Origin of the sequence: Winogradskyella sp. J14-2, from assembly GCF_001971725.1 — a bacterium.
Taxonomy (GTDB): domain Bacteria; phylum Bacteroidota; class Bacteroidia; order Flavobacteriales; family Flavobacteriaceae; genus Winogradskyella.
The window spans coordinates 2,881,074-2,906,963 of sequence record NZ_CP019388.1; the positions used below are offsets into that span (position 1 = coordinate 2,881,074).

Sequence of the window (25,890 nt, forward strand, 5' to 3'; positions counted from 1 at the left end):
ATGACTCAAGATATTAAAGGTATAGAAGAAAAAATAACAGATAGTACCGTGTGGGAGAATATTAAAGAATTTCTTGGTCTGCATATAGATTTTAGCAAAGAAATTAGTATTTCGATTTTAGATATGCTCATTGTAATTACAGCCATTGTAATTACTACTGTAGTTTTAAAAGTATTACTTAGGGTTATTACCAGAAATCTACCAGAAGCCGATAAGGGAAAATTTAATGTTGTTTATGGCTACTTTAGGTGGCTAATCTATATCATCATACTTCTTATTACATTGCATTCTGTTGGTGTAAATGTAACAGCGGTATTTGCAGCCTCGGCAGCTCTGCTCATAGGTGTTGGTTTGGCTTTACAAACGTTGTTTCAAGATATATTTTCGGGAGTTTTTATTCTAATAGATCAGTCTGTTCATGTTGGCGATATTATAGAAATAGATGGTAAAGTTGGCAGGGTTGAAGAAATTAAATTAAGAACAACCAGAGCAGTTACTATTGATAATAAGGTGCTGGTAATACCAAATCATCTATATTTAACCAATTCACTTTACAATTGGACCCAGAATGGTACATTAACTCGAGAGAGTGTAGATGTTGGTGTTGCCTATGGCAGTGATGTACAGTTGGTAAAGAAATTACTATTACAAGCGGCAAGCACGCATCCAGATGTCATTCCAGAACCAGAGCCAGTTGTTTTGTTTATGAATTTTGGAGATAGTTCATTAAATTTTAAATTGGTATTTACGCTAAACGATAGCTTTAAAGCAACGTTTCCAAAAAGTGATATCCGTTTTGAGATTGATAGGCTTTTTAGAGAAAATAATGTCACAATTCCATTTCCACAACGCGACATTCACATTATACAAAAGAAATAAAATTATATGATTTCACGCTTTAAAAAATGTTATACAATACTCGCCTTTGTTGTACTGTGTTGTATGCATTCTGTTAAAGCACAACTTACGGACTTAGCGCGTCTGGAGTATTCTTTTATACCAAATAATAAGTCCGAAGATCAATACACAAGACTTAGGGCTTTATTTAATTATCCTATAGAAACCAGTAAAGATTGTTATTTGGTTTTGGGAGCTGAGTATAATAGAATTATACTTAATTTAGAAGACGATTATCCTTTTGATACAGCCTTACTAGAAACTATAAACATTATTGATGTTAACATTGGTTACACCTTTAAATCTAGTACTAAATGGCGTTTAGGCTTAAAATTTAATCCTAGGATTGCTTCTACCTTAACAGAAAAGCTAACTTCCGAAGACTTTTTTCTTAACGGTGGTGTGTTTGCAATAAATGATAGAACAAAGGACGAAACAGCTAAAAAACCCTATCGCTTGGTCTTAGGTCTTACCTACAATGCCACCACAGGTTTGCCTATTCCATTACCCTTTATAAGCTATTACAGACGAGTTAACGAAAAGTGGTCGTTCAATGCTGGTATACCTAAATCTAATCTCAAATATTTTTTTAATGAAAAAAATATGCTTCAAACATTTGTAACGTTAGACGGATATTTTGCGCACTTACAACGTCCACAACAAGTTAACGGCAAACAAGTAGATAATATATCATTATCTTTAGCTGTTGGTGGCCTTGGGTACGAGTATTTGTTTACTAAACATGTGGTGGCGTATATTTACACAGGTTACACGTTCAGGTTAAATAATGCCTTAAGAAACGAAGAAAGAGGTGAGATTTTTAAGTTAAATGATGTCAATACCTTTTATCTTAGAACAGGATTAAAATTTAAAATATAAATATGCCTAAAATATTAATAATCGAAGATGAAGCTTCAATCCGTAGAGTGTTAGTAAAAATACTTTCTGAAGAAAATGACAACTATCAAGTTGAAGAAGCCGAAGATGGCCTAGTTGGTATTGAAAAAATTAAAAAAGATGATTTTGATTTGGTATTATGCGACATTAAAATGCCAAAGATGGATGGAGTTGAAGTGCTTGAGGCAGTTAAGAAAATGAAACCCGAAACACCAATGGTTATGATTTCTGGTCATGGAGATTTAGACACAGCAGTAAATACAATGCGTTTGGGTGCCTTTGATTATATCTCAAAACCACCAGATTTAAATCGATTATTAAATACCGTGCGCATAGCTCTCGACCGAAAAGAACTTGTTGTAGAAAATAAGCGACTAAAGAAAAAAGTTAGCAAAAACTACGAGATGATAGGTGAGAGTGATGCTATAGCTCGCATCAAAGACATGATAGATAAAGTGGCACCTACAGATGCTCGTGTTTTAATAACAGGACCAAACGGTACAGGTAAAGAATTGGTGGCGCATTGGTTACACCAAAAAAGCGACCGCTCAAAAGGACCTATGATTGAAGTAAATTGTGCTGCTATACCAAGTGAGCTTATAGAGAGCGAGTTATTTGGTCACGTAAAAGGAGCATTTACTTCAGCAAATAAAGATAGAGCTGGTAAATTTGAAGCAGCAAATGGAGGTACTATTTTCCTTGATGAAATTGGGGATATGAGTCTCTCTGCGCAAGCTAAAGTATTACGTGCTTTGCAAGAAAGCAGAATTCAACGCGTTGGTAGTGATAAGGATATTAAGGTAAACGTAAGAGTCGTTGCCGCAACAAATAAAGATTTAAAGAAAGAAATTGCTGATGGAAAGTTTAGAGAGGATTTGTACCACAGACTGGCAGTGATTTTAATTGAAGTACCAGCGCTTAACGATAGGCGAGAGGATATTCCTTTATTAGTAGATTACTTTTCTAATAAAATTTCTGAAGAACAAGGAAATACCCAAAAATCATTTTCAGATAAGGCTATAAAACTACTTCAAAATTATGATTGGACGGGAAACATCCGCGAGTTAAGAAATGTTGTAGAAAGGTTAATTATTTTAGGAGGTAAAGAAGTTAGTGAAGCAGATGTAAAAGCGTTTGCTTCAAAGTAAAACACTAAGACATGAAAAAAATTAACATTGGCGATTTTAAAATACAGTCGCAAATTAATATCAAAGACTTACCAACAACCTATGATCTTGGTGCAGATAAAAAGGACATTAAGGAAGCTATGCGAGCGGTTAGTAAGGACTTGGCAGATATCCAAAACGCCATGTATGCTCACGGTAAATATGCTGTGTTATTTTGTATTCAAGGTATGGACACGGCAGGTAAGGATAGTTTGATTCGTGAAGTGTTTAAAGAGTTTAATGTAAGAGGAATTGTAGCTCACAGTTTTAAGAAGCCAACAGAATTAGAACTAAAACACGATTATCTTTGGAGACATTATATTGCGCTTCCTGCAAGAGGTAAGTTTGGAATCTTCAATCGGACACACTATGAGAATGTTTTAGTAACCCGAGTGCATCCTAATTATCTTAAATATGAAAATATGCCAGGCATTAAGAGTATTAAAGACGTAAATGAGGCCTTCTGGACTAGACGTTTTGAGGAAATCAATAATTTTGAAAAACATATTTCAGATAATGGAACAATTATTTTCAAATTCTTTTTAAACCTTTCTAAAGAAGAACAAAAAAACAGATTGTTAAGACGTCTTAATAGACCAGACAAACAATGGAAGTTTTCTGCAGATGATCTCAAAGAACGTAAGCTTTGGGATAAATATCAAGCCTGCTATGAAGATGTGTTAAACCGAAGTTCTAAGCCTCATGCTCCTTGGTTTAATATTCCGGCAGACGATAAACCAACAGCAAGGTATATAGTAGCTAAGATTTTGTACGATACATTAAAAACGTATACCGATATTAAAGAACCAGAATTACCAGAAAAAGAGAAAGCAAATATTGGTTTATACAAGCAAGAATTAGAAAATGAATAGAATCCTAAATATTCAATTAAAGATCATTGTATTAGGTATTATGTTAAGTTCGTTTTGCGTTTCTGCGCAATCAGACGAATCAGTATTGAAGGCTGTTTATAAAACATCTTTAACCAACGGAAAAAGTTATGAATGGCTAGATTATTTGTCTAATACTATTGGAGGTCGTTTATCTGGCTCAACCAACGCAGAACTCGCAGTGCAATACACTAAACAAGAGTTAGAAAAACTTGGCTTAGATAAAGTATGGCTACAACCTGTAATGGTACCTAAATGGGTGAGAGGAGAAAAGGAAATGGCTTACTTTGTTTCTAACAATGAATTTAATAAAGTTAATATTTGCGCATTAGGTGGTTCTATAGCAACTCCTGAAAATGGTCTAAAAGCAAAGGTTATAGAAATTAGTAGCTTTAAAGACTTAGAAAGCTTAGGTGAAGATAAGATTAAAGGTAAAATTGTATTTATTAATAGAGCGCTTCAACCAGATTTAATCAATACGTTTGAAGCCTATGGAGGCTGTTCTGTGGAACGTTACCGAGGCGCAGCTGAAGCTTCAAAATATGGTGCTGTTGGCACGATTGTCCGTTCATTAAGTTCTAGACAAGACGATTATCCACATACGGGCAGCATGAGTTATGGAGACTTACCTATAGAAAAACGCATTCCTTCTGCAGCCATAAGTACTAATGATGCGGTAAAACTCAGCCAAGCGTTAAAAGCGAATAGGGACTTAGAATTCTTTTTTGAGATGAGTTGCCAACAGTTTGATGATGTAGAGTCTTATAATGTCATTGGAGAAATTACAGGAAGCGAATTTCCTAACGAATATATTGTAGTTGGCGGTCATTTAGACTCATGGGATTTAGGTGATGGTGCACACGATGATGGAGCAGGAGTTGTTCAGTCTATGGATGTGTTGCGTTTGTTGAAAGAGAGTGGCATTAAACCAAGACGAAGTATTAGGGTTGTGCTTTTTATGAATGAAGAAAATGGATTGCGTGGAGGACGTAAATATGCAGAAGTTGCAAAAGCAAAAGGTGAAAAGCATGTTTTTGCTCTAGAGAGTGATGCTGGTGGTTTTACACCAAGAGGTTTTAGTTTTGATGGTAGTGATCTAATGCTTCAAAAGATTGATACTTGGAGACCGCTTTTTAAACCGTATTTAATCCATTATTTTGAAAAAGGGTATAGTGGTGCGGACATTAGCCCATTAAAGAATAATGGTATTTTGTTAGCTGGCTTAAGACCAGACTCGCAACGTTATTTTGATCATCATCATGCAGCCAATGATACCTTTGAACATGTGAATAAGCGCGAACTCGAATTAGGTGCCGCAACAATGACAGCTCTTATCTATTTAGTAGATAAGTATGGTGTAGAGACGTCTTTAAAAGCGAATGATATTAAGGATTAATTTAAAATTAAAAAGCGTTACAATTAGCAACGCTTATCAACTTTTACATAGCAATTTCAAGTTGATTTCTTAAGATGTCCTCAAAGGTTTCTCGTTGTCGTATAAGTTGAGGTTTGCCTTTATATATTAAAACTTCAGCAGGTCGGTAGCGTGAGTTGTAGTTACTAGACATGGTAAAACAATAGGCACCAGCATTTTTAAAACACAAAATATCTCCTTCGTTTATTTCCGAAATTCTTCTGTTATTGGCAAAAGTGTCAGTTTCGCAGATGTAGCCTACAACAGAGTAAAAACGTTCTCTACCTTTTGGGTTAGAAATGTTTACGATTTCATGTTGCGATCCATAAAGCATTGGTCTTATCAAATGATTGAAACCAGAATCTATCTGAGCAAAAACTGTAGATGTGGTTTGTTTTACAACATTTACTTTTGCTAAAAACACACCAGCTTCACTTACCAAGAATTTACCAGGCTCAAAAGCTAGTGTGAGTTCTTTGCCATAATCTTTGCAAAAGAGATTAAAGCGTTTAGACAATTTTTTGCCAAGTTCTTCAATATTGGTTTCTATATCTCCTTTTTTGTAAGGCACTTTAAAACCAGAACCGAAGTCAATAAATTCAAGGTTTTTAAAATTCTTTGCAGTTTCAAACAAAATCTCACTGGCATACAAAAACACATCAATATCTAAAATATCACTACCTGTATGCATGTGTATACCGTTTATGGTCATGTTTGTATTTTCAACAATACGAAGCAGTAAAGGAATTTGATGAATTGAAATCCCAAATTTACTATCTATATGACCTACAGAAATGTTGGTATTACCACCAGCCATAACATGTGGATTAATTCTTATACAAACTGGGATTTTTGGGTGTTTAGAGCCAAATTGTTCTAAAATAGAAAGGTTATCGATATTAATTTGAACACCTAATTCAGCAACATTTTCAATCTCTTCTAGCGAAACTCCGTTAGGAGTATAAATTATATCTTCAGGTTTAAAACCTGCTTTAAGACCAAGTTGTACTTCTTGAATAGAAACTGTATCCAATCCAGAACCCATGCTATTAAATAGTTTCAGTACAGATATGTTAGAAAGAGCTTTCACGGCATAGTTAATCCTTAAGTTGTTTACGGAATTAAAAGCTTTGGTTAAGCGCTTGTATTGTGCTGTAATTTTCTCAGCATCATATACATAAACTGGGCTTCCGTATTCTTTAGCAATTTGTAATAACGAATTGTTGTCCATTAATTTTTTTAATAAGAGCACAAACATAGAGTTAGATAAGTTATAATAGAATTTATTGTTGAATATTTACTAATTTTACACAATAAGTTAAATAATTAACAATTTTAATTCATAAAAGCGTGAAGACTATTGCCTCTTGCGTAGAAAGCATTGTATTAGAACAACCTTTTTTAGAAGAAGGTCTGGCAAAAGAAATTATTAATTATTCAGCACTAGCAGAAGCCTTGCAAGATGAAGTGTCTAAGCAACTAGGAAAACCAGTAAAAACTGGTGCGATTATGATGGCCTTGCGACGCTTTAGAGATCGTTTAGCGGTTAGTAAACCATACTACAAGTTAGATGCTTTACTAGGTCAGTTAGGAGATATTACGCTACGCTCTAATTTAAGCGACTTTACCTATAAAAATTCAAATACCTTAATAGATAGTCAGGCCGCAATCCTTACAAAAATTAAGAATAAGAGTAATATTTTTTACACATTTACAAGAGGTATTCAAGAAAGTAATATTATTATTTCGAGTTCTGAAAAATCTTCGGTACGTGAAAGTTTTAAGAACGAAGAATGCATTGCTGTAAAAGAAAATTTATCTGCAATTAGTCTCACCTTACCAAAAAGCAATACGACTGTTGCAGGTTTGTATTATCAAATTTTAAAGCGTTTGGCATGGCAAAATGTGGCCTTATACGAAGTGATTTCTACAACCAATGAATTTACAATTGTCGTTGAAGATGCCTATGTAGATAGTGCATTTTCTATTATAAAAAACCTGAATAAAAAGTAAAGTTTTCAGTCAAATACAAGGTTTGAAAATTCAACCCAAAAATTATTGGTTTAAACTAAGCGTATATGTATTTTTGTGCAACGAATTAATTTCAGATCACACATGAATTTACACGAATATCAAGGAAAAGAATTACTAAACAGCTTTGGAGTACGCATTCAACGCGGCATTGTGGCTCAAACTGCTGATGAGGCTGTAGAAGCAGCTAAGAAATTAACTGAAGAAACAGGAACAGGTTGGCATGTTATTAAAGCTCAGGTTCATGCTGGTGGACGTGGAAAAGGTGGTGGTGTTAAACTTGCCAAAAATCTAGATGAGGTTAAAGATCTTGCTGGTCAAATCATCGGAATGAATTTGGTAACACCACAAACCTCTGCAGAAGGTAAAAAAGTACATCAGGTTTTAGTTGCTGAAGATGTGTACTATCCAGGCGATAATGAACCAGAAGAATACTACATGTCTGTACTTTTAAATAGAGGTAGCGGTAAAAACATGATTATGTATTCTACTGAAGGAGGTATGGATATCGAGGAAGTTGCAGAGAAAACACCTCACTTAATCTTCACGGAAGAAATAGATCCTGCTTTAGGTCTTTTACCATTTCAGGCACGTCGTGTAGCTTTTAATTTAGGATTATCAGGTGTTGCATTTAAAGAAATGACAAAGTTTGTAACGTCGCTTTACACTGCATACGTAAAGTCTGATGCCTCTTTATTTGAAATCAATCCTGTTTTAAAAACAAGTGATGATAAAATTATGGCAGTAGACTCTAAAGTAACTTTAGATGCTAATGCATTATACAGACATAAAGATTTGGCCGAATTACGCGATAAGCGTGAAGAAAACCCAATTGAGGTAGAAGCAGGCGAATTAGGACTTAACTATGTAGACTTAGATGGTAATGTTGGTTGTATGGTAAATGGTGCTGGTTTAGCAATGGCTACAATGGATTTAATTAAGCAAGCAGGTGGTGAGCCAGCTAACTTCTTGGATGTTGGTGGTACAGCAGATGCTGCTAGAGTGGAAGCTGCTTTTAAAATCATTTTAAAAGATCCAAACGTAAAAGCAATCTTAATTAACATTTTTGGTGGTATTGTACGTTGTGACCGTGTTGCACAAGGTGTAATAGATGCATATAAAAACATGGGTAACATTAACGTACCAATTATTGTACGTTTACAAGGTACCAATGCAGATATTGCTAAAGACTTAATTGACAACTCTGGTTTAGATGTACTAAGTGCTACGGAATTCCAAGAAGCTGCTGATAAAGTACAAGAAGTTCTTTCTTAAGAAAAGAATAAATATAGAATTGAAAAAGCGCCTTAAATAAGGCGCTTTTTTTATGATAAAAATTAAAACAATTACTTTTAGATAACGTATTTTTTATTCTATAAGTGCAATCCGCATTCGGTTTTAGGGTTGTTGTTCCAACGGCCACTTCTGTCTTCTCCCGGAACTGTACAATGTTTACAACCAATAGAGTGATAGCCTTTAGCCACTAAAGGATGGAAAGGAAGGTTGTGCTCCTCTATAAAAGCATCTCGCTCTTCTTTAGTTACATCTAAAAGCGGATAAAACTTTAAAATATTGCCACGTTCTTCAAAGATATCTAAGGTTGCTCTATGGTCACTTTGCCATTCCATTAAACCAGAAATCCAAACTTTATAATCTTTCTTTATTTTTTCCAAAGGTTGAACTTTATTGATTGAACAACAGAAATCAGGATTTTTTTTCCAGGTTTCATCTTTGGTTGTAAACTCGTGTTCTTCTTTAATTGCAGAAATAGAAGTAACGTTGAGATTGTACTCTTTTTCTAAAGTAGTTTTGTATTTTAAGGTGTCTTCAAAATGATAGCCTGTATCAATAAAAAACACTTCTTGTTTATTGTTAATATCTGAAACCAACTTTAATAAAAATGCCGACGTTGCAGCGAAAGAACTGGTAAGCATTATATCTGCAATATCAAAATCTATGTATAATTGCTTTATACGTTCTTGTGCAGATAAGGGTTTGTATTTTTTATTAAATGCTTTTATTTCCTCTGCAGAAATATCTAACAAAGGAGTGTAATTTGAAGAGGTTTCAAACATGCTATTTATCAACTTTTATATTTTAAATATATAGGCTTGGTTTAAAACAAAAAAATCAATGGCTTATTTTTGCGAAGTTGATAATTTATCCTTTCTTTTTTTGTGGTTTTGGCATTGGACCTCTTAAATGAATAATTAATCCATTTAGAAAATTTCTTAGAATCTGGTCACCACATTCCATATACTTTGGATGATCTTCGCGTCTAAAAAAAGCATTAAGCTCACTTTTAGAAATTCTAAAATCTACGAGCTCTAGAATTTTCACTATGTCTTCGTCTCTGAGTTTGTGAGCAACTCTTAGTTTTTTAAATATATCGTTGTTTGTCATATTTAGTTTGTTTCTGAGAATAGCCAATTATAAGCCGCTGCAAAATTTATAGACCATAATTTCTCATTGTGTTGACCATCTTTTATAATAAGATTTTCAATTTGATTATTCTTAACACCTTTAGACTTTAATAATTCTATCATTCTGTTTAGATCTGGTACCATAGTATCACTTTCGCTGTCTCCAACTAAAAAATAGAATTTTGAAGTTGGTAATATTTCTGTAGTTTCTACCAATTCATAAATTTTTTCACTAAACCAAAAGGAAGGTGAAAAAACACCTGCTTTACCAAAGGTCTCAGGATATTTTATTGCTGCATAAAAGGATATTAATCCGCCAAGTGAAGACCCAAAGATAGTTGTATTTTCGGCTTCTGTTTTTGTGCGGTAAGTAACATCTACGTGTGGCTTTAATGTATTTTTTATAAACGTAATGTAAGCGTCTCCTTGTCCACCACCATATTTTTCGTGTTTATAAGGCGTTAACTCATCAATACGTTTTGCATTGCCGTGTTCAATTCCAATAATTATACTTTCGTTTTTAGAAAGAGTATCTAGGTACTCATCTATTTTCCATTCGCCAACATAAGAGGTTTCATCATCAAATAAATTTTGAGCATCGTGCATATAAATGACAGGATAGGCTTTTTCAGAATTTTCGTAATTCTTGGGTAAATACACCCAAATGGTTTTTAGAGTATCGAGTTGAGGTGCAGCAATTGTAAAAGTTGTAACCTGTTTAGAAGCAGTACTTTGCGCATTAATTTTAAAACAAATTAGTAGACAAAAAAATATAAAAAAATGGTTGAAACGCATGCTATTATAGGCTTTAGAGCTTGACAAAAGTTTAAAAATACCGACTAAGTACATTTAATTTTTCGACAAGATACATTATATCAACGACAATAAAATAATGTACCTGTGTAACTTTACACTATTAATTAATCCCCTCAATAAATGATCAACCGTGCTGAAAAATTGAGTCTGCTTTCTGAGATGATTGCATTTGCTCAGACAGATGAAAATATAAAAACCATTGAATATAATTTCTTGTTTAGCATAGCTAAGCAATTAGATATTTCTAAAGAAGATTTTGAATATCTTTTTGAGCATCCTGTAACTTATGTACATCTTAAAACGCATAGCGAACGCATTGTTCAATTTCATAGATTGGTCTTATTAATGAATCTAGACCACAAAATGTCTCCTAAGCAGTTAACTAAAATCCATAATTTTGGGTTACGTATGGGCTTGAGCCATGAGTCTATAAACAGAGTTTTAGATTTAATGGATAGTTTTCCTAATAAAATAGTTCCACCAGATTTTTTAATTGATATATTTAAGGTTCAGTATAATTAGATGTTTAGTCCTTGATAGGTTTATTCGTTGATGGGTGTAACTGTTTAATTGTTAAATAGTTGAAATGTTTATTTGGTGATTTGTTGATGCGTTTATTTGGTTAAGCCGTTTGTAAGTTTGACTAATCACTTCACCTTCAGTTTTTCTAACTTTTCTTGATAGGCTGTAATTTCATCTCTAAAGCGCGCTGCTTCCATAAAGTCTAAAGCTTTAGCAGCTTGTTCCATTTGCTTACGCTTTTCTCTGATTTTCTTTTCGAGTTGTGATTTTGTCAGGTATTCGCTTTCCGGTTCTGCGGCCAATTTAGCATCGAGTTCTGTTTTGTATGTACTTACAGAATTTTTAGCTAAAGCACTATCTAGACTTTTATTTAATGCTTTTGGAGTAATGTTGTTTGCCGTGTTGTATGCAATTTGTTTTTCGCGCCTGTAGTTGGTTTCGTCTATAGTCTTTTGCATACTTTGCGTTATGGTGTCGGCATACATTATTGCTTTTCCATTTAAGTTTCTAGCAGCTCTACCAACAGTTTGAGTTAGAGACCGGTTAGAACGTAAAAATCCTTCCTTATCTGCATCTAAAATAGCCACTAATGATACTTCAGGTAAGTCTAAACCTTCACGTAGTAAGTTTACACCAACCAAAACATCAAACAAACCTTTGCGTAAATCTTGCATAATCTCTACACGCTCTAGCGTATCTACATCACTGTGAATGTAGCGACAGCGAATGGCAATACGTGTTAGGTATTTTACCAATTCTTCTGCCATACGTTTGGTGAGTGTGGTGACTAAAGTGCGTTCGTCTTTTTCTACACGGTCTTGTATTTCTTCGATTAAATCATCAATCTGATTTAAACTTGGTCGTACCTCAATAATAGGATCTAATAGGCCAGTTGGTCTAATAACTTGCTCAACGTAAACTCCATCTGTTTTTTGCATTTCATAGTCTGCTGGTGTTGCAGAAACATAAATCACCTGATTTTGCAACGCTTCAAATTCTTCAAATTTTAATGGTCTGTTATCCATGGCAGCAGGCAATCTAAAACCATATTCTACCAAATTTTCTTTACGACTTCTATCTCCACCATACATGGCATGTACTTGAGAAATGGTAACATGGCTTTCGTCTACAACCATTAAATAATCATCTGGAAAATAGTCAAGCAAACAGAACGGTCTTGTACCTGGTGCTCTTCCATCTAAGTATCTCGAATAATTTTCAATACCAGAGCAGTAGCCTAGCTCACGGATCATCTCAAGGTCAAACTCAGTACGTTCTTTAAGACGTTTAGCTTCCAGATGTTTCCCAATATCTTTAAAATAATCGTGCTGTTTTACCAAATCATCTTGTATGTCTCTAATTGCGTTCTGTAGCACATCTGGAGAGGTTACAAACATGTTTGCAGGATAAATGTTTAATCTGTCATAGCGCTCAATTACCTCATTAGAATAGGGGTCAAAAGCTTCAATTTCTTCAATTTCATCACCAAAAAAATGAATTCTGAAAGCGTTGTCTGAATATCCAGGAAAGATATCTACAGTATCACCTTTAATTCTAAAGTTTCCGTTTTTAAAGTCTGCTTCGGTACGCGAGTATAAACTTTGAACTAACTGATGTAAAAGTTTTGTTCTGGAAATGACCTGATCACGCTCTAGTGTAATTACGTTTTTTTGAAATTCAACAGGATTACCAATACCATATAAACAAGATACTGATGCAACAACAAGTACGTCGCGACGCCCAGAAAGTAGAGAAGAGGTTGTGCTCAATCGCATCTTCTCGATTTCCTCGTTTATAGATAGGTCTTTTTCTATATAAACACCAGAAACAGGAATGTAAGCCTCTGGTTGGTAATAGTCGTAATAAGACACAAAATATTCAACAGCATTATTTGGGAAAAACTGTTTGAACTCAGAGTACAACTGTGCAGCCAAGGTTTTGTTGTGTGCCAATACTAAGGTTGGTCGTTGGACTTCTTCAATGACATTGGCAACGGTAAATGTTTTACCAGATCCCGTTACTCCAAGTAAGGTTTGGTAGCGTTCACCTTGTGTGATGCCACCAGCCAATTGTTTTATAGCTTGAGGTTGGTCTCCTGTAGGTTTAAATTCTGATTCTATCTTAAAGCGCATAGCACAAATTTACGATAAAGATTGTCAGCAATCAATTAACGTTTTAAAGCAAAGTGACCTTTAATTTCGTAGTTTGAAGTGTCTTGCCTAAATTTTACGATATACCAATAATCGCTTGATGGCATAGGATTGCCTTTATAATTTCCGTCCCAACTAAAACTGCCAGAATACGATTGTAGCATTATTTTTCCGAAGCGATCAAAAATCAGTAAGCTTTCAATTTGGTTGAGATCAGTATTTGTACCTACAATTTGCCATGTGTCGTTAACATCATCTCCGTTTGGTGTAAAGAATTTAGGGATGCCAACGATTGTTATGATTTCTTCAATGATACCACAACCATTCCTGTCATTTATATAAATGGTATGTTCTCCTTCAGGAATGTTAGTAAATACATTGCTCTCTTGGTAAAGACCATTAATATCATCAAGGGCATAATCGTAAAAGCCTTGCCCAGTAACATTGACGGTAATGGTATTATTTGGCGAAATACCTTCAATAGAAATACTCTCAATAATAGCTGTTTCTGATGCGCTTACAGTTATTGTTCGGCTTGAAGAACAACCGTTAGGATCGGTTACAATTACGGTATAGTTTCCTGCTTCATTGATGTCATTAAATGAGGTGCCAACATCTGTCAATGCACCATTAAAGTACCATTCGTAATAGTAGTTGTTTGGTAAGTCATTAAGAACACCTCCATTAATTGTAATGGTTTCAGGAAATGTATTTGTACAGTAAATTAAAGTTTCATCTTCTTCTAAGACAGGAGTGTAAAGTACATTAAGATTTACTGTTGAAATGCTGAAACACTGATTATCGTTTTTAATTTTCACAAAAATGGTTTGTGTATCGGCTGCTATGTTGGTGTAATTGTTTGGTAAAGCATTGCTTTCGCTTAAAGCATTTTCAAGTGTTTCATAATATGTTACTTGAGAACCTGTAGGAATTTGAGCGATAATGGAAGCTTCAATATTGTTTAAGGTAAATGTGGCAAAACCATCCATGTCTATACCATCACAAGCTCCCAAATCTGGAATTGATATTATGGTGTTTGTGGTTTGTAATTCTAAACTGGCAATAGAAAAACAATTGGCAGCATTGATAATGCGTGCATACACAGTTTGAAAGGGTAAACTATTCTGGAAATTTGCTGGATTACTTATTGGATTAGTGTTGTCTCTGGCATTTTGTTCTGAGAGATAAAAATCTGATATAACGAGATTACTGTCATTGTTTGTTAAATCGTTAGTGGCATCAAAAAGATTATAGGTTGTTAATCCATCAGTATCTATATCACATTCTGTTAAAACAGCATCTTGACCAAGAGGAAGAGGAGCGTATTCTACAATAATGTCTCCATAGGATATACAGTCATCTAATATGGTAACTTCAACATTATATGTACCTGGTTCGGTTACAGTAAAAAATCCGCAGTTAAAACAGTTTGGTGTGGTTTCTTGTAAAACACCATTTCTATACCAACTATAGGAACTTAAAGAAGGATTGTTAGCGTTTAGCTCTAAAGTTTCGCCTTCGCAAAGCGCATTGCCTGTTGCAATGAGTCTGTTTGGACCTAAATCTGTAGAAAGTTGAAAACTGCCTGCCTCTAGAAACACAGCCGAATCGTAACGATAGTTTTGCTCGTCTGCAATAACCAGCTTTACATGGTAGGACTGATTAGGGATCACATTTGCGGTTGCGGTTAAGACTGCTGTTTGACCGTTAAAATTTATTGGTGCATTATTGCCATTGTATGCGCCAAAGTAAAATTCGTTTTGAGGTGGACAAGACCCAGGAACACCCGGAGTTACCGTTGTTGCTTTTACAGGTGTATTAGTATCTGGCACCAATGCAATATTTTCGTATTGGTTTTGCCCAGTAGTTGGGCGAATTAAAAACCCAAATAGGTCGGAAAACTCACAACTGTTTGGGTTGTTTTCTTGATATTCTTCTGAAGCAAATAAATAACGAAAGCTTACTTGTGATGCTACGGCTGTAAAATCAAATTCTAGTATTGTGGCATTAAAGGTGTTACTTTCGTTTAGGGTGTTTTCTAAATCGAGATCGCCAGCCCAATTTGGTGCATCATCATCACTTAAATTATTATTTGGGCCAGGAACATTAGATAATCGACCAGTGCTCATTACTATGCCAGTTTCAAAAGGAAAATTTGTGCCAGAAGCATCAAAATAGCCATAGCTTTGATCATTTCCACCAAAATCGCCACCCACAACATTAGTGACATTGATATTTGTAATACAATTACTGTCTATTAATATATCTTCTATAAGCTGTTGTGGAGTATAGGTTTGGCTATCTACCACAATATTCTGTGCGTAGCTATAGAGTGCTATAAAAAAAACAACAAATCTTAATATTTTCTTCATCTCAATTTTTAGGGAGTGCAAAGATACGCATAGAAAGTATTAAAAAGTGTTAAGTGTAGATTATAACTATCGCCTTAAAGCAAAATGCCCTTTTACATCAAAAGACATGTTGTCTTGTCTCACTTTAGCTATATACCAATAATCTCCAGCAGGCATGGCACTTCCATTATAAGTTCCGTCCCAGCCTGGAGATGTGTGTAAAAGTGTTTTTAGAAGTTTCCCATATCTATCGAAAATATAGATGATTGTGCCTGGAAGCGTTTCTACACCAGTAATGTGCCAAGTATCATATTGGCCATCACCATTGGGCGACAGGTGTTTTGGAGTATCAATGACTAATACTTCTCTGGTAATCTGTGCACAGCCATTTTGATCTACAATTGTTACGGTATTGTAGCCAATAGGTACATTATAGAATATTCCTGAGCTTTGAAAAGGCTGGTCGTTTAATTGATATAGATAATTACCAATACCAATTACAGTAACTACAATATTATTAGGGTCTGCAAAATTAACGGTTTCTACTACTTCAATTTCTGCAGAGTTAGATTCTGAGACAGAAAATGTAGATGTGGTTTGGCACCCAAATTCATTGGTAACAGTTACCGAATAGGATCCAATAGATGTAATCTCAATTGAGGAACTGGTTTCATTCGTAGACCACTCATAACCATCAAGAGGATTGTTAGTTTCCGCAGAGACGACTAAAGGCAAATCATTGAGACAAAGCACTTGGTCTTGGATGTCTACTATAGGTTTGTTATTGATAATAACTGTAAACTGAGTTATATCAAAACAACCAGTTATATTATTTTCGAGCCTTGCGAAAATGACGTCATTGTTTGAAGCGAGGTATTGTAGGGATATCATATTATTGTTTGCAATAGCATCTTCTTCAGATTCATAATAATTTATTGAGAATTCATCAGGGTTTTGCCCGTTGAGAATAAGAGTATTCTGCTGAGATAAATCAACGGTTAACTGTCCATCAAAATCATCATCACATGCAATTATACTGTCTGGCTGATTGGCAATAGGAATTGTATTTACATGTAGTTCAAAAGGATAAATAACATAGCAACCTGTGGTGGTATATTCTACTCTTGCAACTAGGTCTTCGGTATTGTTTGTGTATACATAATCTGTATTTAAGGCATTATTGTCATTTTCGGCATCGTCTATAGTTTGGTAATAGCTAATTAAAATGTTGAAGGTATTATCTACCAAGAGTAAATCGATGTTGTGCAAGTCTATAGTGTTACTATTATTTTCACAGACATTGTAAACACCAAACTCATTAATTATTGGTGGTGCATTGATAATTAGCTCAAACGGAACAACAGAAAAACATTCAGTAGTGGCATTACGCACTCTGGCATATACGGTTTCTGGACTACTAGTATTTATATATGCAGTCGGGTTGGCAATAGCATTAACGTTGGTTTGTGCATCAGCTTCAGACGTAAAATAGGTAAAGTCGATATTAAATTGCCTCCCATCTAAAATATCGAGTTCGATAGCGGTTAAATCCCATTCTACAGAGGTATTAAAATTATTACCACAAGCTACTAAGGATTGTCCAAATATAACTTCTGGTAAGGAAAGTGTATTAATATTAAAGCTCTCAACGTTGTAACAACCAGAGTTTGCATTTTCAATTTTTGCATATATTGTTTGAGGATTGCTTGTTACCGTATAATTTAAAGAAATAGCGTTTGTGCCAAGTTCTGCATTGAGCGGTGTTGCGTGAAAAGAAATGTTTAATTCTGTGGTACTACCAAGTTCTATTTCTTCAATAGTATTGCTTAAGTCTGTGGTGGCAAAGCCAGTATTATTTATATCGCACTCAAAAATATCGGAGGGTGTGTTGTAATCTGGTGTCTCTCGTACTTCAATCTGCATAGGTGCGACTTTGTAACAGCTATTGCCAGATTCATTTTCTAGTCTAACGTATATGATTTGAGGATTTGAGGTGTTTTGATAAGGAATAGTTTTGTCTATGTTATTTTCTCTGTTTATAGCATCGTTTTCGGTTTCATAATAGAGGACTTGCATGCCAATTTGGTTGCCTATGATTTGAGCGTCGGTAGTTTCAAAAACAAAATTAGAAGGAATGCTTGGATCTGTTTCACAGTTTACCACAGTGGGTAGCTGATTTAGTTGTGGATCTGCATAGATTAAAACATCAAAATTAAAAATACTGAAACAATTTTCGGATTCTATATCTGCTCTAATAAATAGTTCTTTACTTGATGTTATATAGGCATTGGGATTGTCTATGGCTAAAAAATCATGATTTTCATTAATAGCATCATTAAATGATTCGTAGAACGAATAACTAATATCTGTATTATTTGGAAATTGCTCCAGGGCAGTATTTAGATTTACGGTTTCTATAAGGTTTTGGTCAGTATCGCAAATGATAATTGAATCTGGATTAGAAGCTTCTAGAGCTGCAGTGATATTAAGAGTTACCTCTGCGATATCAAAGCAACCTGTAAAGGCATTTGTAACCCTTGTAAATAATGTTTGTCCTTCGTTAAGGTTAAAGTTATTTATTAATGTGTTTTCTGCATTAAGTGCATCATCTTGAGTGGTAAAGAAATCTACAGCTACTATAGAGTTTGAGTTGTCTAGGATTTCGTTTCTAATTTCACTGGCTACAGATTCTAAAATTATATTCGTAGTATTATTAACGGGATCAGTGTTTCCGCAGTAATCAATATTGAAATCTGGTAGATCTAAGGCTTCTTCAACGTTGAGATTTATTTGGGCATCAATAGAGCAACTTTCTATACCATTAACTTCATAATATACTTTTATATATAGAGTTTCGGAACTGTTTACAGTAATATTATCAGTTTGATTAATTTCATTAATCTCAGCTGCTCTATCGTCTTCGGAGTTGTAGTACTCTATAAATAAATTAGGTGTATACTCTGGCGATAAGCCGTCTATAATTTCAGATCTTATCTCATCAAAATTAAAAGTTACAATACCATCGTTAGAATTATCATCGCATCTATTAATGTCTTTTTCTTCACCAATAACGTTGTATAGGTAATTTTTGTGGACTTCGAGTTCAATTTCAGAAAAGCAGTTACCGTTTTCAAAAGATATTCCAAGTCTAAAGGTGAATGATGGTGAGTTGGTAAGGGTCCACGATCTAGGGTTACCTAAGCCATATAACTCTAAAGTTCTTACACTAGATCCTGGAAAGATTGACGTTTCTATCAGTTCAAAATAACTTTCAATATCAAAAGTCACCGGAACATTGTCGTAAGTTAAAAGGGTTGTCCCATTAAACTCCTCATAGTTAGGATCTGTACAGGCATCTAAAATTAGGCGATCTGTAAATAAAGGAGGTGGGCCTATGTATATAAAGTTTAAATAGGCTAATGAGAAACAACTCTCAGGCTGAGAGTCTAGCGATATCCTGGCTACTACAAAAGGTGGTTGGTTACTAAAATCAGGAAAATCAAAAATTTCGTTTTCTAAATTTATGGCATCTTCGTCAGATAAGAAAAATCTAATATCTCTATCTAGATTATTATCTGCAAGAATACTTCTAAGTTGGTTAATGTCAATTATTCCTGGATCTGCAATTTGGTCTATGCAAACTTCTAAATCATAATTTTGTGTGGTTGGTGCCTCCTCAATTTGGATATTGAAACTTCCAACCTGCAGGCAACTACCGTCTAGACTTTCTATCCTTACAAAGATAGTTTCAGTGGTTTCGGTATTTTCATAGATCCCAGTTATTGAATTTATATTTTCTTGTGCGTCATTTTGTGAGAGGTGGTATGTAATTAGGTAGTTGTTTGATGGTAATTGCGATAGAATTTCGTCATTTTTTAACGTCTGAAAATCGAAGTCTGAAACACCTATTGGATCTGTAGTGTCACAGACTAAAATATCTTCTATAGGAGCAGCCGGCTGAAACGGGATAACTTCTAATTGTATAGTATCTGACAGAATGCAATTGCCACCAGCGAGCGGAAGTTCTATCTCAACACGATATGTGCCTTGGTCATTTGCCATTAGGGTTGAATCGTTTTCGCCTGCGATTATATTATCGTTTAAAAACCACGAATACAATGCAGATGGATTGTTAATGTCAGCATCTAATGTAATAAAGTCATTACCACAAATCTCCTGATCTGGTCCAAGATCTACGGCACCGCCAAAACCTTCGGCTTCAATAAAAACGGCAGAGTCGAAACGTTGATCGATATGGTCTGCAATTACAAATTTAATTTCGTAGACTTCATTTGGTGTGACGTCTGCATTGGCAGTTAATACAACACTTTGGCCACTGTAGTTAGTGCTTGGCAAATTATAACCTTGAAAATAGTCTTCGTTAATGGCTTCGCAAAAGCCATTAATATTTGGGTGAATTGTATTGGTGCTTATCTCTGTAGTTGTCTCTGGTACCAACGCTATGTTAACAAAAGGATCTGCACTACCAGCAGGTCTTATTAAAATACCAAATACATCTCTAAAATTACAAGGGTAGTCTTGTTGGTATTCGTCGGAGGCGAAAACATATTTAAAAGCAACAAAGTTGTTGGCTGTACTAAAATTAAACTGAATAGATGTCGCATTAAGAGTCTCATCAATACCAAGAATATTTAATACATCAGGGTCTGTTTCCCAATTTATATCTCCATCGCTAAGGTTTTCGGTTATGACGGAATTTCCAGCTTTTGTTATACTTCCAGTAGATAATATGATGCCATTCTCTAGTGGAAAGTTAGAGTTGCCTCTCTCAAAATTTCCATAACTAATAATATTATTTACAGTGCCATTGTAAGGTGATGATATGGTATTAGCAGTAGCGCAATCTTCGCCAACCAAATTTTGGATAAGTTGTTGCGGTGTTAGTGTATTGTCAGTAATAATTTTTTGAGGAAACAAATAATTTATAGCTAACAATACCAAAAGAAAAGTAAATAGACTATTCCTTAACATAGCTAATTTTTAAGAGTACATAAGCCATAGGCTTCTACTCACAAAACCAAAGATAGGAAAATGCTCTATTTTATACCTTTTTTATAGAATAATTTGATATAACCAAAAAATTAACGACGTATAGCAAAATGACCTTTTACTTCAAAAGATTGGCTTCCTCTTACTACATTGGCAACAAACCAATAATCACTAGCCGGTAGGTTGTGTCCATTTAATGTGCCATCCCAACCTGGACTATCGTGTGTTAAAGTTGTTAGGTGTTTACCATAACGATCAAAAATATGAATAATCGTTCCGGGAAGTGTTTCTACACCAACGATATGCCACGTGTCATAAAGGCCATCTCCATTTGGTGACATATGTTTTGGGATGTCAATTACCAAAATATCTCTCGTTACTTCTGAGCAACCATTTAAATCTATAATAGTTATGGTATGGTAGCCCATGCCTACATTATCAAAAAAGTTTGATTCTTGAGGTTCGCCATCGTCTAATTGATACAAGTAATCTCCAATACCGCTTATGGTTACTGTAATATTATTAGGATCTGAAAAATCGATAACCTCTGTTGCTTCTATGGTTGCAGCTTCAGATTCTGCCACACTAAATACTCTTGTGTTTTCACAACCAAATTCAGTGGTTACGGTCACCCAATAGGTGCCAATTTCCGTAATTTCAATTTCTGAGGTGGTTTCGCCAGTAGACCATATGTATTGGTCTGTTGGGTTATTAGTGTTAGCCGAAACAATTAATGGCAGGTTGTCTAAACAAATCACCTGATCTTCAATATCTATTGCTGGTAAAGGATGAATAATAACGGAAAATTGTGTTACTGAATAACATCCTGTTGCATTGTTTTCTACTCTTGCGTATATGATTTCAGAATCAAAAGCCATATAGTCTGTATCTACTGCAGATAAATTACTGTTGGCATCATCATTAGAATTATGGTAAGTTATTGTGAAATTAGAAGGGTTTTGTGTACCTAATATTTCAGTATTTTGTTGTGTTAAATCAAAGTCTAATAAACCATCAAAATCATCATCACAAGCTTCTAAATCAGTGGGTTGGTTGGCAATGGGCAGCGGATTTACATTAAGATTAAATTCGTACACGGTAGAACAATGTGTAGTACTGAATTCAGCACGTGCAAAAAGTGTATCGCTATTGGTAGAGTAGGTGTAATTTGTGTTTAATGCATTTGCGTTGGCTAATGCGTCAGCTTCTGTAGTGTGGTAGCTAAAGAGGACGTTAAAACTTTCGTCCATAATAACCTCGTTAATTTCGGTTAAGTCGAAACTATTATCCTCATTTTCGCATATGTCATAAGATTGAAAATCATTTATAACAGGAGGCATATTTACACTTAAATCTATAGGAACCAATACATAACAATTTGATATTGTATTATTTATTTTAATATAAACAGTTTGCGGATTACTTGTATTTGTGTAAGCTTCAGGATTTGAAATTACGTTACTGTTAGTTTCGGCATCTTCATAGTTTTCAAAATAAGTAATCTCAATATCATCTTGCCTCACATCTAAAATATCAAATTCAGCATTGGTTAAATCAAACTCTGTAAATCCATCATAATTGGTGTCGCATGCAACTAAAGGTACAGAAGGATTAACATCTGGCACTTGTATTACATTGAGTTCAAAAGACGTAATAGCGCTACATATTGTGCCATTATCAATTTGAGCAAAAATAGTCTGAGGATTTACTGTATTAGTATACTCAAGAGGTAATGGGTCGATGCTATTTTCAGCATTATTTAATGAGGTATAAAACGTTACAATTAAGTTGTCTGAAATACCATTTGATATTTCTGCGATTTTAGTTGATAAATCGAAGGTTTCTAAGCCATCGTTAGAGATGTCATCACACACAAACCAATCTGCAGGTTCATTAAAAAGAGGGTTTGTTCCTACTTCTATAATAAAGCTTGTAGTGCCATAACAATCTTGGTCTGAAATGTTTTCTACTCTCACAAAAATAGTTTGTGGAGTTGAGGTGTTTTGGTAAGCTACATCTTTATTAATGGCATTTGTTCTGTTATCTGCATCTTCTTGGCTTAAGTAGTATAAGACTTCTTTGCCAGTTTGTCCATTTAAAATTTCTGCATCCTTAGTATTAAAAATGAAATCGGCAAATCCGTCGCTACTATCCTCACAGATTTTATAATTTTCTATCGCAGTAAATACAGGTAAGGTGTTAACTATAATGTTTAGTACTTCTGTAGCATGGCAACCAGTAGTTGTGTTTTCTACTCTGATATAAATACTTTCAGTTTGTGCATTATAACTACTTTCACTGGTTATGGCATTGCTACCAATGTCAGCATCTGCTTGGTTATTATAGAAAGTGATTTGTCTTTCATTTGTACTACTTACTACCTCTGGGATAACGTCTAACAGATTAATAGTAAATAAACCGTCTTGATCATCATCACAAATAACAATATCACTAGGTGCAGAAGTAACAGGAGCTTCTAAAACTGTAATCTCAAAAAAGTTAACATCAGAACAACCTGTTTCGTCAGAAGTTATTCTAGGATAAACAGTAAAAGGATTTGTTGTGTTGGTATAAAAATTTGGTAGTACGTTGGTATTGTTTCTAGCGTCTTGCTCTGTTAAAAAGTAGGAGACACTAAATCCATCTAAGGCGTCGGTGACTTGAGTGTCAAATTGCGATAAGTCGGTTGTTGTAAAACCATCCTGATCTTCATCACAAACGGTTTGGCTGATAATATTTTCAAACTCATATACAGGAATAAGGATAAGATCTATTTGTTCTATATCGTAGCATGTAGCACTAGACAATCCTAAATAAATGGTTTGTGGATTACTCGTTGGTACAAAAGGTACTGATTGGTCTAATGCATTTACTTGGTTATCTCTATCATCTTCAGTTAAGTAGAATGCAACAGAAATGCCAAACTCTGATGGTAAATCATTTATAATACGTGTTGCAATTGAAGAAAAACTAAACTCCTCAACTCCATCGTTATCGATGTCACAGCGTGAAATATCATCAATATCTGTAGCTGTTAATAGTAAGTTGGTATGTATTTCAATTGGTGTTACAGAAGCACAGCCTGAGGTGTTACTTTCAACCCTTATATACACAGTCTGTTCTTCAGAGGTAATATTTGTGTAGTTAGTGTCGTCTGCTATTGGGTTAATTCCTATTAAAGCATCATCATTTGTTTCATGAAAGGTGACAGTAACATCTGTTAAACCTTGTAAGACATCAGGTATTATGCTCGTTAAATCGAAATTAGCAAAACCATCATGGTCTGCATCACACGCATCTATGAAATGATCTTCTGTATTTATAACCGGATTGTCTAAAACCGTAATATCTAAAGATGTAGTGCTTATACAACCCGTAAACTCATCTCTAACACTTACAAAAACTTGTTCGTTACTGCTAGTATTTACATATGGCATCGGTAGAGGATTAGTACCACTAGCTGCGTCTGAAAGTGTACTGTGATAGGTAACTATAAGATTAGTAAGACCGTTAGTGATTTCATCATTTTTTATATTTAGATCTATGGTTGTAAATCCATCAACAACTTGGTCATCGCAAACTTCTAATGGAGAAGGATTATTGATGTTAGGTAATGAATTAACAATAAGATTAAAGTTTGAAAAAGCCAAGCAACCGTCATTATTATCTTCAATTCTTACATATATTACTTGTGGATTTATTGTATTTTGAATTACACCATTAATGCCATTAATACCATTCTGTGCTTCAATATTAGAATAATGGTATGTTATAGTATAATTTGAAGGAGGAACAGACGCTAAAACTTCAGCATCTTTAGTCGATAAATCAAAGAGTGCTGTACCATCATTACTTATGTCATCACAAATTTCAAAGTCCGAAATAGGATCTGAAGATTGTGTGGAACTTAAAGTAAGGTTAATATCATCCTCAATAACGCAAGTGCTGCCAGAGAGAGGAATTTCTATTTCAACGCGATAGTTACCTGTAACGCTTGCATTAAAATTAGTTTGGTTCGCACCAGGAATTAAAACATCATTAAAGTACCAACTATATGTTGCTTGTGGGTTGCCTATATCTCCATCTAAAGTAACTTCACTTGCGCAGGTTGAAAAATCTTCACCTAAATCTACTGAAGCATTAAAACTATTACCTTGTATAAAAACTGCAGAATCATAGTTTTCATCAGTTTGGTCTGCAATAATTAATTTTATTTGATATTCTACATTGGGTTGTATAGCGGCAGTTGCAGACAATACTGTGGTTCTACCGTTGTAATTTGTATCACCAAGACTATAACCTTCAAAATATGCTTCATTAGAAGCTTCGCAAAATCCAACAATTTCATCATGAACTGTATTTGTGTTAACGGGAGTAGTAGTGCCAGGTACCACAGCAATATTAGTATACGGATTGTTAGTGCCAGCCTCTCTAATTAAAAAAGCAAAACCATCTGAGTACTGACAAGGAAAATTTCCAAAATATTCTTCAGAGGCTAAAATGTAATTAAATTGAATTTGATTTGATATAGAGATAAAATTAAACGCAATAGATGTTGCATTAAGAGTTCCTGTAATGCCAAGAGCAGTCTCTAAATCTGCATCAGTTCCCCAACTACTGTTACCTTCGTTTAAGGTTGCTGAATTTTCTATATTTCCTGCAGAATTGGCATTACCTGTACTTAATACAATTCCGTTTTCAAAAGGGAAATTGGAATTTGCCCTTTCAAAATAACCAAAACTACCCAAACCAGCTACACTCCCGTTTGAGGGAGAACTAATATTAGACACTTCTACACAACCTTGTATGAGATTGTTTTCAATTAAATCTTGAGGGCTGAGCGAATTATCTACCGAGATTTGCTGACCATAAGAAAAGCAAAAAAATAAGCAAAAGCATAATAGGAGGGAGCGGTTAATACAATCCATAAGTTAGGTTAAGTTTTCTGGGTACAAAGTGTTGTCATTTTTGGGGCTGACCTATTGTACGCTTATAAGCGCGAAAAATACGTGTAATGAAGATGAAACACAAAAAAACACGATGAAATACACGTAATGTTAACATTTTAAAACAATTTGTATTCTTAATCGTACAAAAAAGACCTCAAGAAGAGGTCTTTTTCCCAAATTGAAATTTCGAAAACATTACAGCCTCAACAATAATGTTCCTTAACCTGAAACTCCATATTGTTGTTTTCCTTCTCGGAAAAACATAGCTTTCGATAAATAAAATATTAAGAGGGAAAGTGTATGATAATTGGGAGGGAAATTGAAAATCAATACACAATAACTAAAATTAATTGATGATTTTCTTATCTGCAAAT

At 34.6% G+C, this 25,890-nt stretch carries 16 protein-coding genes; 8 read left to right on the forward strand and 8 right to left on the reverse strand.

All coding sequences use genetic code 11. The annotated features are described in order from the left end of the window. The 5 genes from BWZ20_RS12990 to BWZ20_RS13010 all read left to right on the forward strand — a co-directional run bounded on the left by BWZ20_RS12990 (position 1) and on the right by BWZ20_RS13010 (position 5,246). Positions 1-879, forward strand: coding sequence for a mechanosensitive ion channel family protein (locus tag BWZ20_RS12990; protein WP_076620555.1), 879 nt, complete (start codon positions 1-3; stop codon positions 877-879). Between the two features lie 63 nt (positions 880-942). Next, positions 943-1,776 carry a DUF6268 family outer membrane beta-barrel protein gene (locus tag BWZ20_RS12995; protein WP_083677224.1) on the forward strand — a complete coding sequence of 278 codons (834 nt, stop codon included), beginning with the start codon at positions 943-945 and terminating at the stop codon, positions 1,774-1,776. Positions 1,777-1,778: 2 nt separating this feature from the next. Beyond that, positions 1,779-2,942, forward strand: a complete 1,164-nt coding sequence (locus BWZ20_RS13000) for a sigma-54-dependent transcriptional regulator (protein WP_076620559.1) — start codon at positions 1,779-1,781, stop codon at positions 2,940-2,942. Between the two features lie 11 nt (positions 2,943-2,953). After that, positions 2,954-3,832: a PPK2 family polyphosphate kinase gene (locus BWZ20_RS13005; RefSeq protein WP_076620561.1), complete on the forward strand. Its 879-nt coding sequence runs from the start codon at positions 2,954-2,956 to the stop codon at positions 3,830-3,832. After that, positions 3,825-5,246, forward strand: coding sequence for a M20/M25/M40 family metallo-hydrolase (locus BWZ20_RS13010; RefSeq protein ID WP_076620564.1), 1,422 nt, complete (start codon positions 3,825-3,827; stop codon positions 5,244-5,246). Before BWZ20_RS13005 ends, BWZ20_RS13010 begins: the two co-directional genes overlap by 8 nt. 43 nt (positions 5,247-5,289) lie before the next feature. Here BWZ20_RS13010 and lysA read toward each other — a convergent pair whose 3' ends face one another. Continuing rightward, the gene (gene lysA, locus BWZ20_RS13015) at positions 5,290-6,495 is read right to left on the reverse strand and encodes a diaminopimelate decarboxylase (protein WP_076620566.1); all 1,206 of its coding nucleotides are present in this window, start codon (positions 6,493-6,495) and stop codon (positions 5,290-5,292) included. 119 nt (positions 6,496-6,614) lie between these two features. Between lysA and BWZ20_RS13020 the strand changes: the two genes are divergently transcribed. Then, on the forward strand, positions 6,615-7,277 hold the full coding sequence (locus BWZ20_RS13020) for a hypothetical protein (protein ID WP_076620568.1): 663 nt from the start codon (positions 6,615-6,617) through the stop codon (positions 7,275-7,277). 102 nt (positions 7,278-7,379) lie between these two features. Further along, the gene (gene sucC, locus BWZ20_RS13025; protein ID WP_076620569.1) at positions 7,380-8,570 is read left to right on the forward strand and encodes an ADP-forming succinate--CoA ligase subunit beta; all 1,191 of its coding nucleotides are present in this window, start codon (positions 7,380-7,382) and stop codon (positions 8,568-8,570) included. 98 nt (positions 8,571-8,668) lie between these two features. Here sucC and BWZ20_RS13030 read toward each other — a convergent pair whose 3' ends face one another. The 3 genes from BWZ20_RS13030 to BWZ20_RS13040 all read right to left on the reverse strand — a co-directional run bounded on the left by BWZ20_RS13030 (position 8,669) and on the right by BWZ20_RS13040 (position 10,513). Then, entirely contained in the window at positions 8,669-9,370 is a 702-nt protein-coding gene (locus BWZ20_RS13030; RefSeq protein ID WP_076620570.1) for a phosphoadenylyl-sulfate reductase, read from the reverse strand. A gap of 85 nt (positions 9,371-9,455) precedes the next feature. Beyond that, positions 9,456-9,698 (reverse strand): DUF1456 family protein, encoded by a 243-nt coding sequence (locus tag BWZ20_RS13035; RefSeq protein ID WP_076621360.1) that lies wholly within the window; start codon positions 9,696-9,698, stop codon positions 9,456-9,458. A gap of 2 nt (positions 9,699-9,700) precedes the next feature. Then, a complete protein-coding gene (locus BWZ20_RS13040) occupies positions 9,701-10,513 on the reverse strand; it encodes an alpha/beta hydrolase (RefSeq protein WP_076621361.1) in 813 nt (270 codons plus the stop codon). 141 nt (positions 10,514-10,654) lie between these two features. On the opposite strand from BWZ20_RS13040, the gene BWZ20_RS13045 reads away from it, so the two are divergent. Then, on the forward strand, positions 10,655-11,056 hold the full coding sequence (locus tag BWZ20_RS13045) for a hypothetical protein (RefSeq protein ID WP_076620572.1): 402 nt from the start codon (positions 10,655-10,657) through the stop codon (positions 11,054-11,056). A 125-nt stretch (positions 11,057-11,181) separates the two neighbouring features. Here BWZ20_RS13045 and uvrB read toward each other — a convergent pair whose 3' ends face one another. The 4 genes from uvrB to BWZ20_RS13065 form a co-directional block, all read right to left on the reverse strand. Beyond that, positions 11,182-13,188 (reverse strand): excinuclease ABC subunit UvrB, encoded by a 2,007-nt coding sequence (gene uvrB, locus BWZ20_RS13050; protein ID WP_076620575.1) that lies wholly within the window; start codon positions 13,186-13,188, stop codon positions 11,182-11,184. A gap of 35 nt (positions 13,189-13,223) precedes the next feature. Continuing rightward, positions 13,224-15,578, reverse strand: coding sequence for a choice-of-anchor L domain-containing protein (locus BWZ20_RS13055; RefSeq protein WP_076620577.1), 2,355 nt, complete (start codon positions 15,576-15,578; stop codon positions 13,224-13,226). A 66-nt stretch (positions 15,579-15,644) separates the two neighbouring features. Next, complete coding sequence (locus BWZ20_RS13060; protein WP_076620579.1) at positions 15,645-20,549, reverse strand: T9SS type B sorting domain-containing protein; 4,905 nt, start codon at positions 20,547-20,549, stop codon at positions 15,645-15,647. A 110-nt stretch (positions 20,550-20,659) separates the two neighbouring features. Next, the gene (locus BWZ20_RS13065) at positions 20,660-25,495 is read right to left on the reverse strand and encodes a T9SS type B sorting domain-containing protein (protein WP_076620581.1); all 4,836 of its coding nucleotides are present in this window, start codon (positions 25,493-25,495) and stop codon (positions 20,660-20,662) included. Between the last annotated feature and the right edge of the window lie 395 nt (positions 25,496-25,890).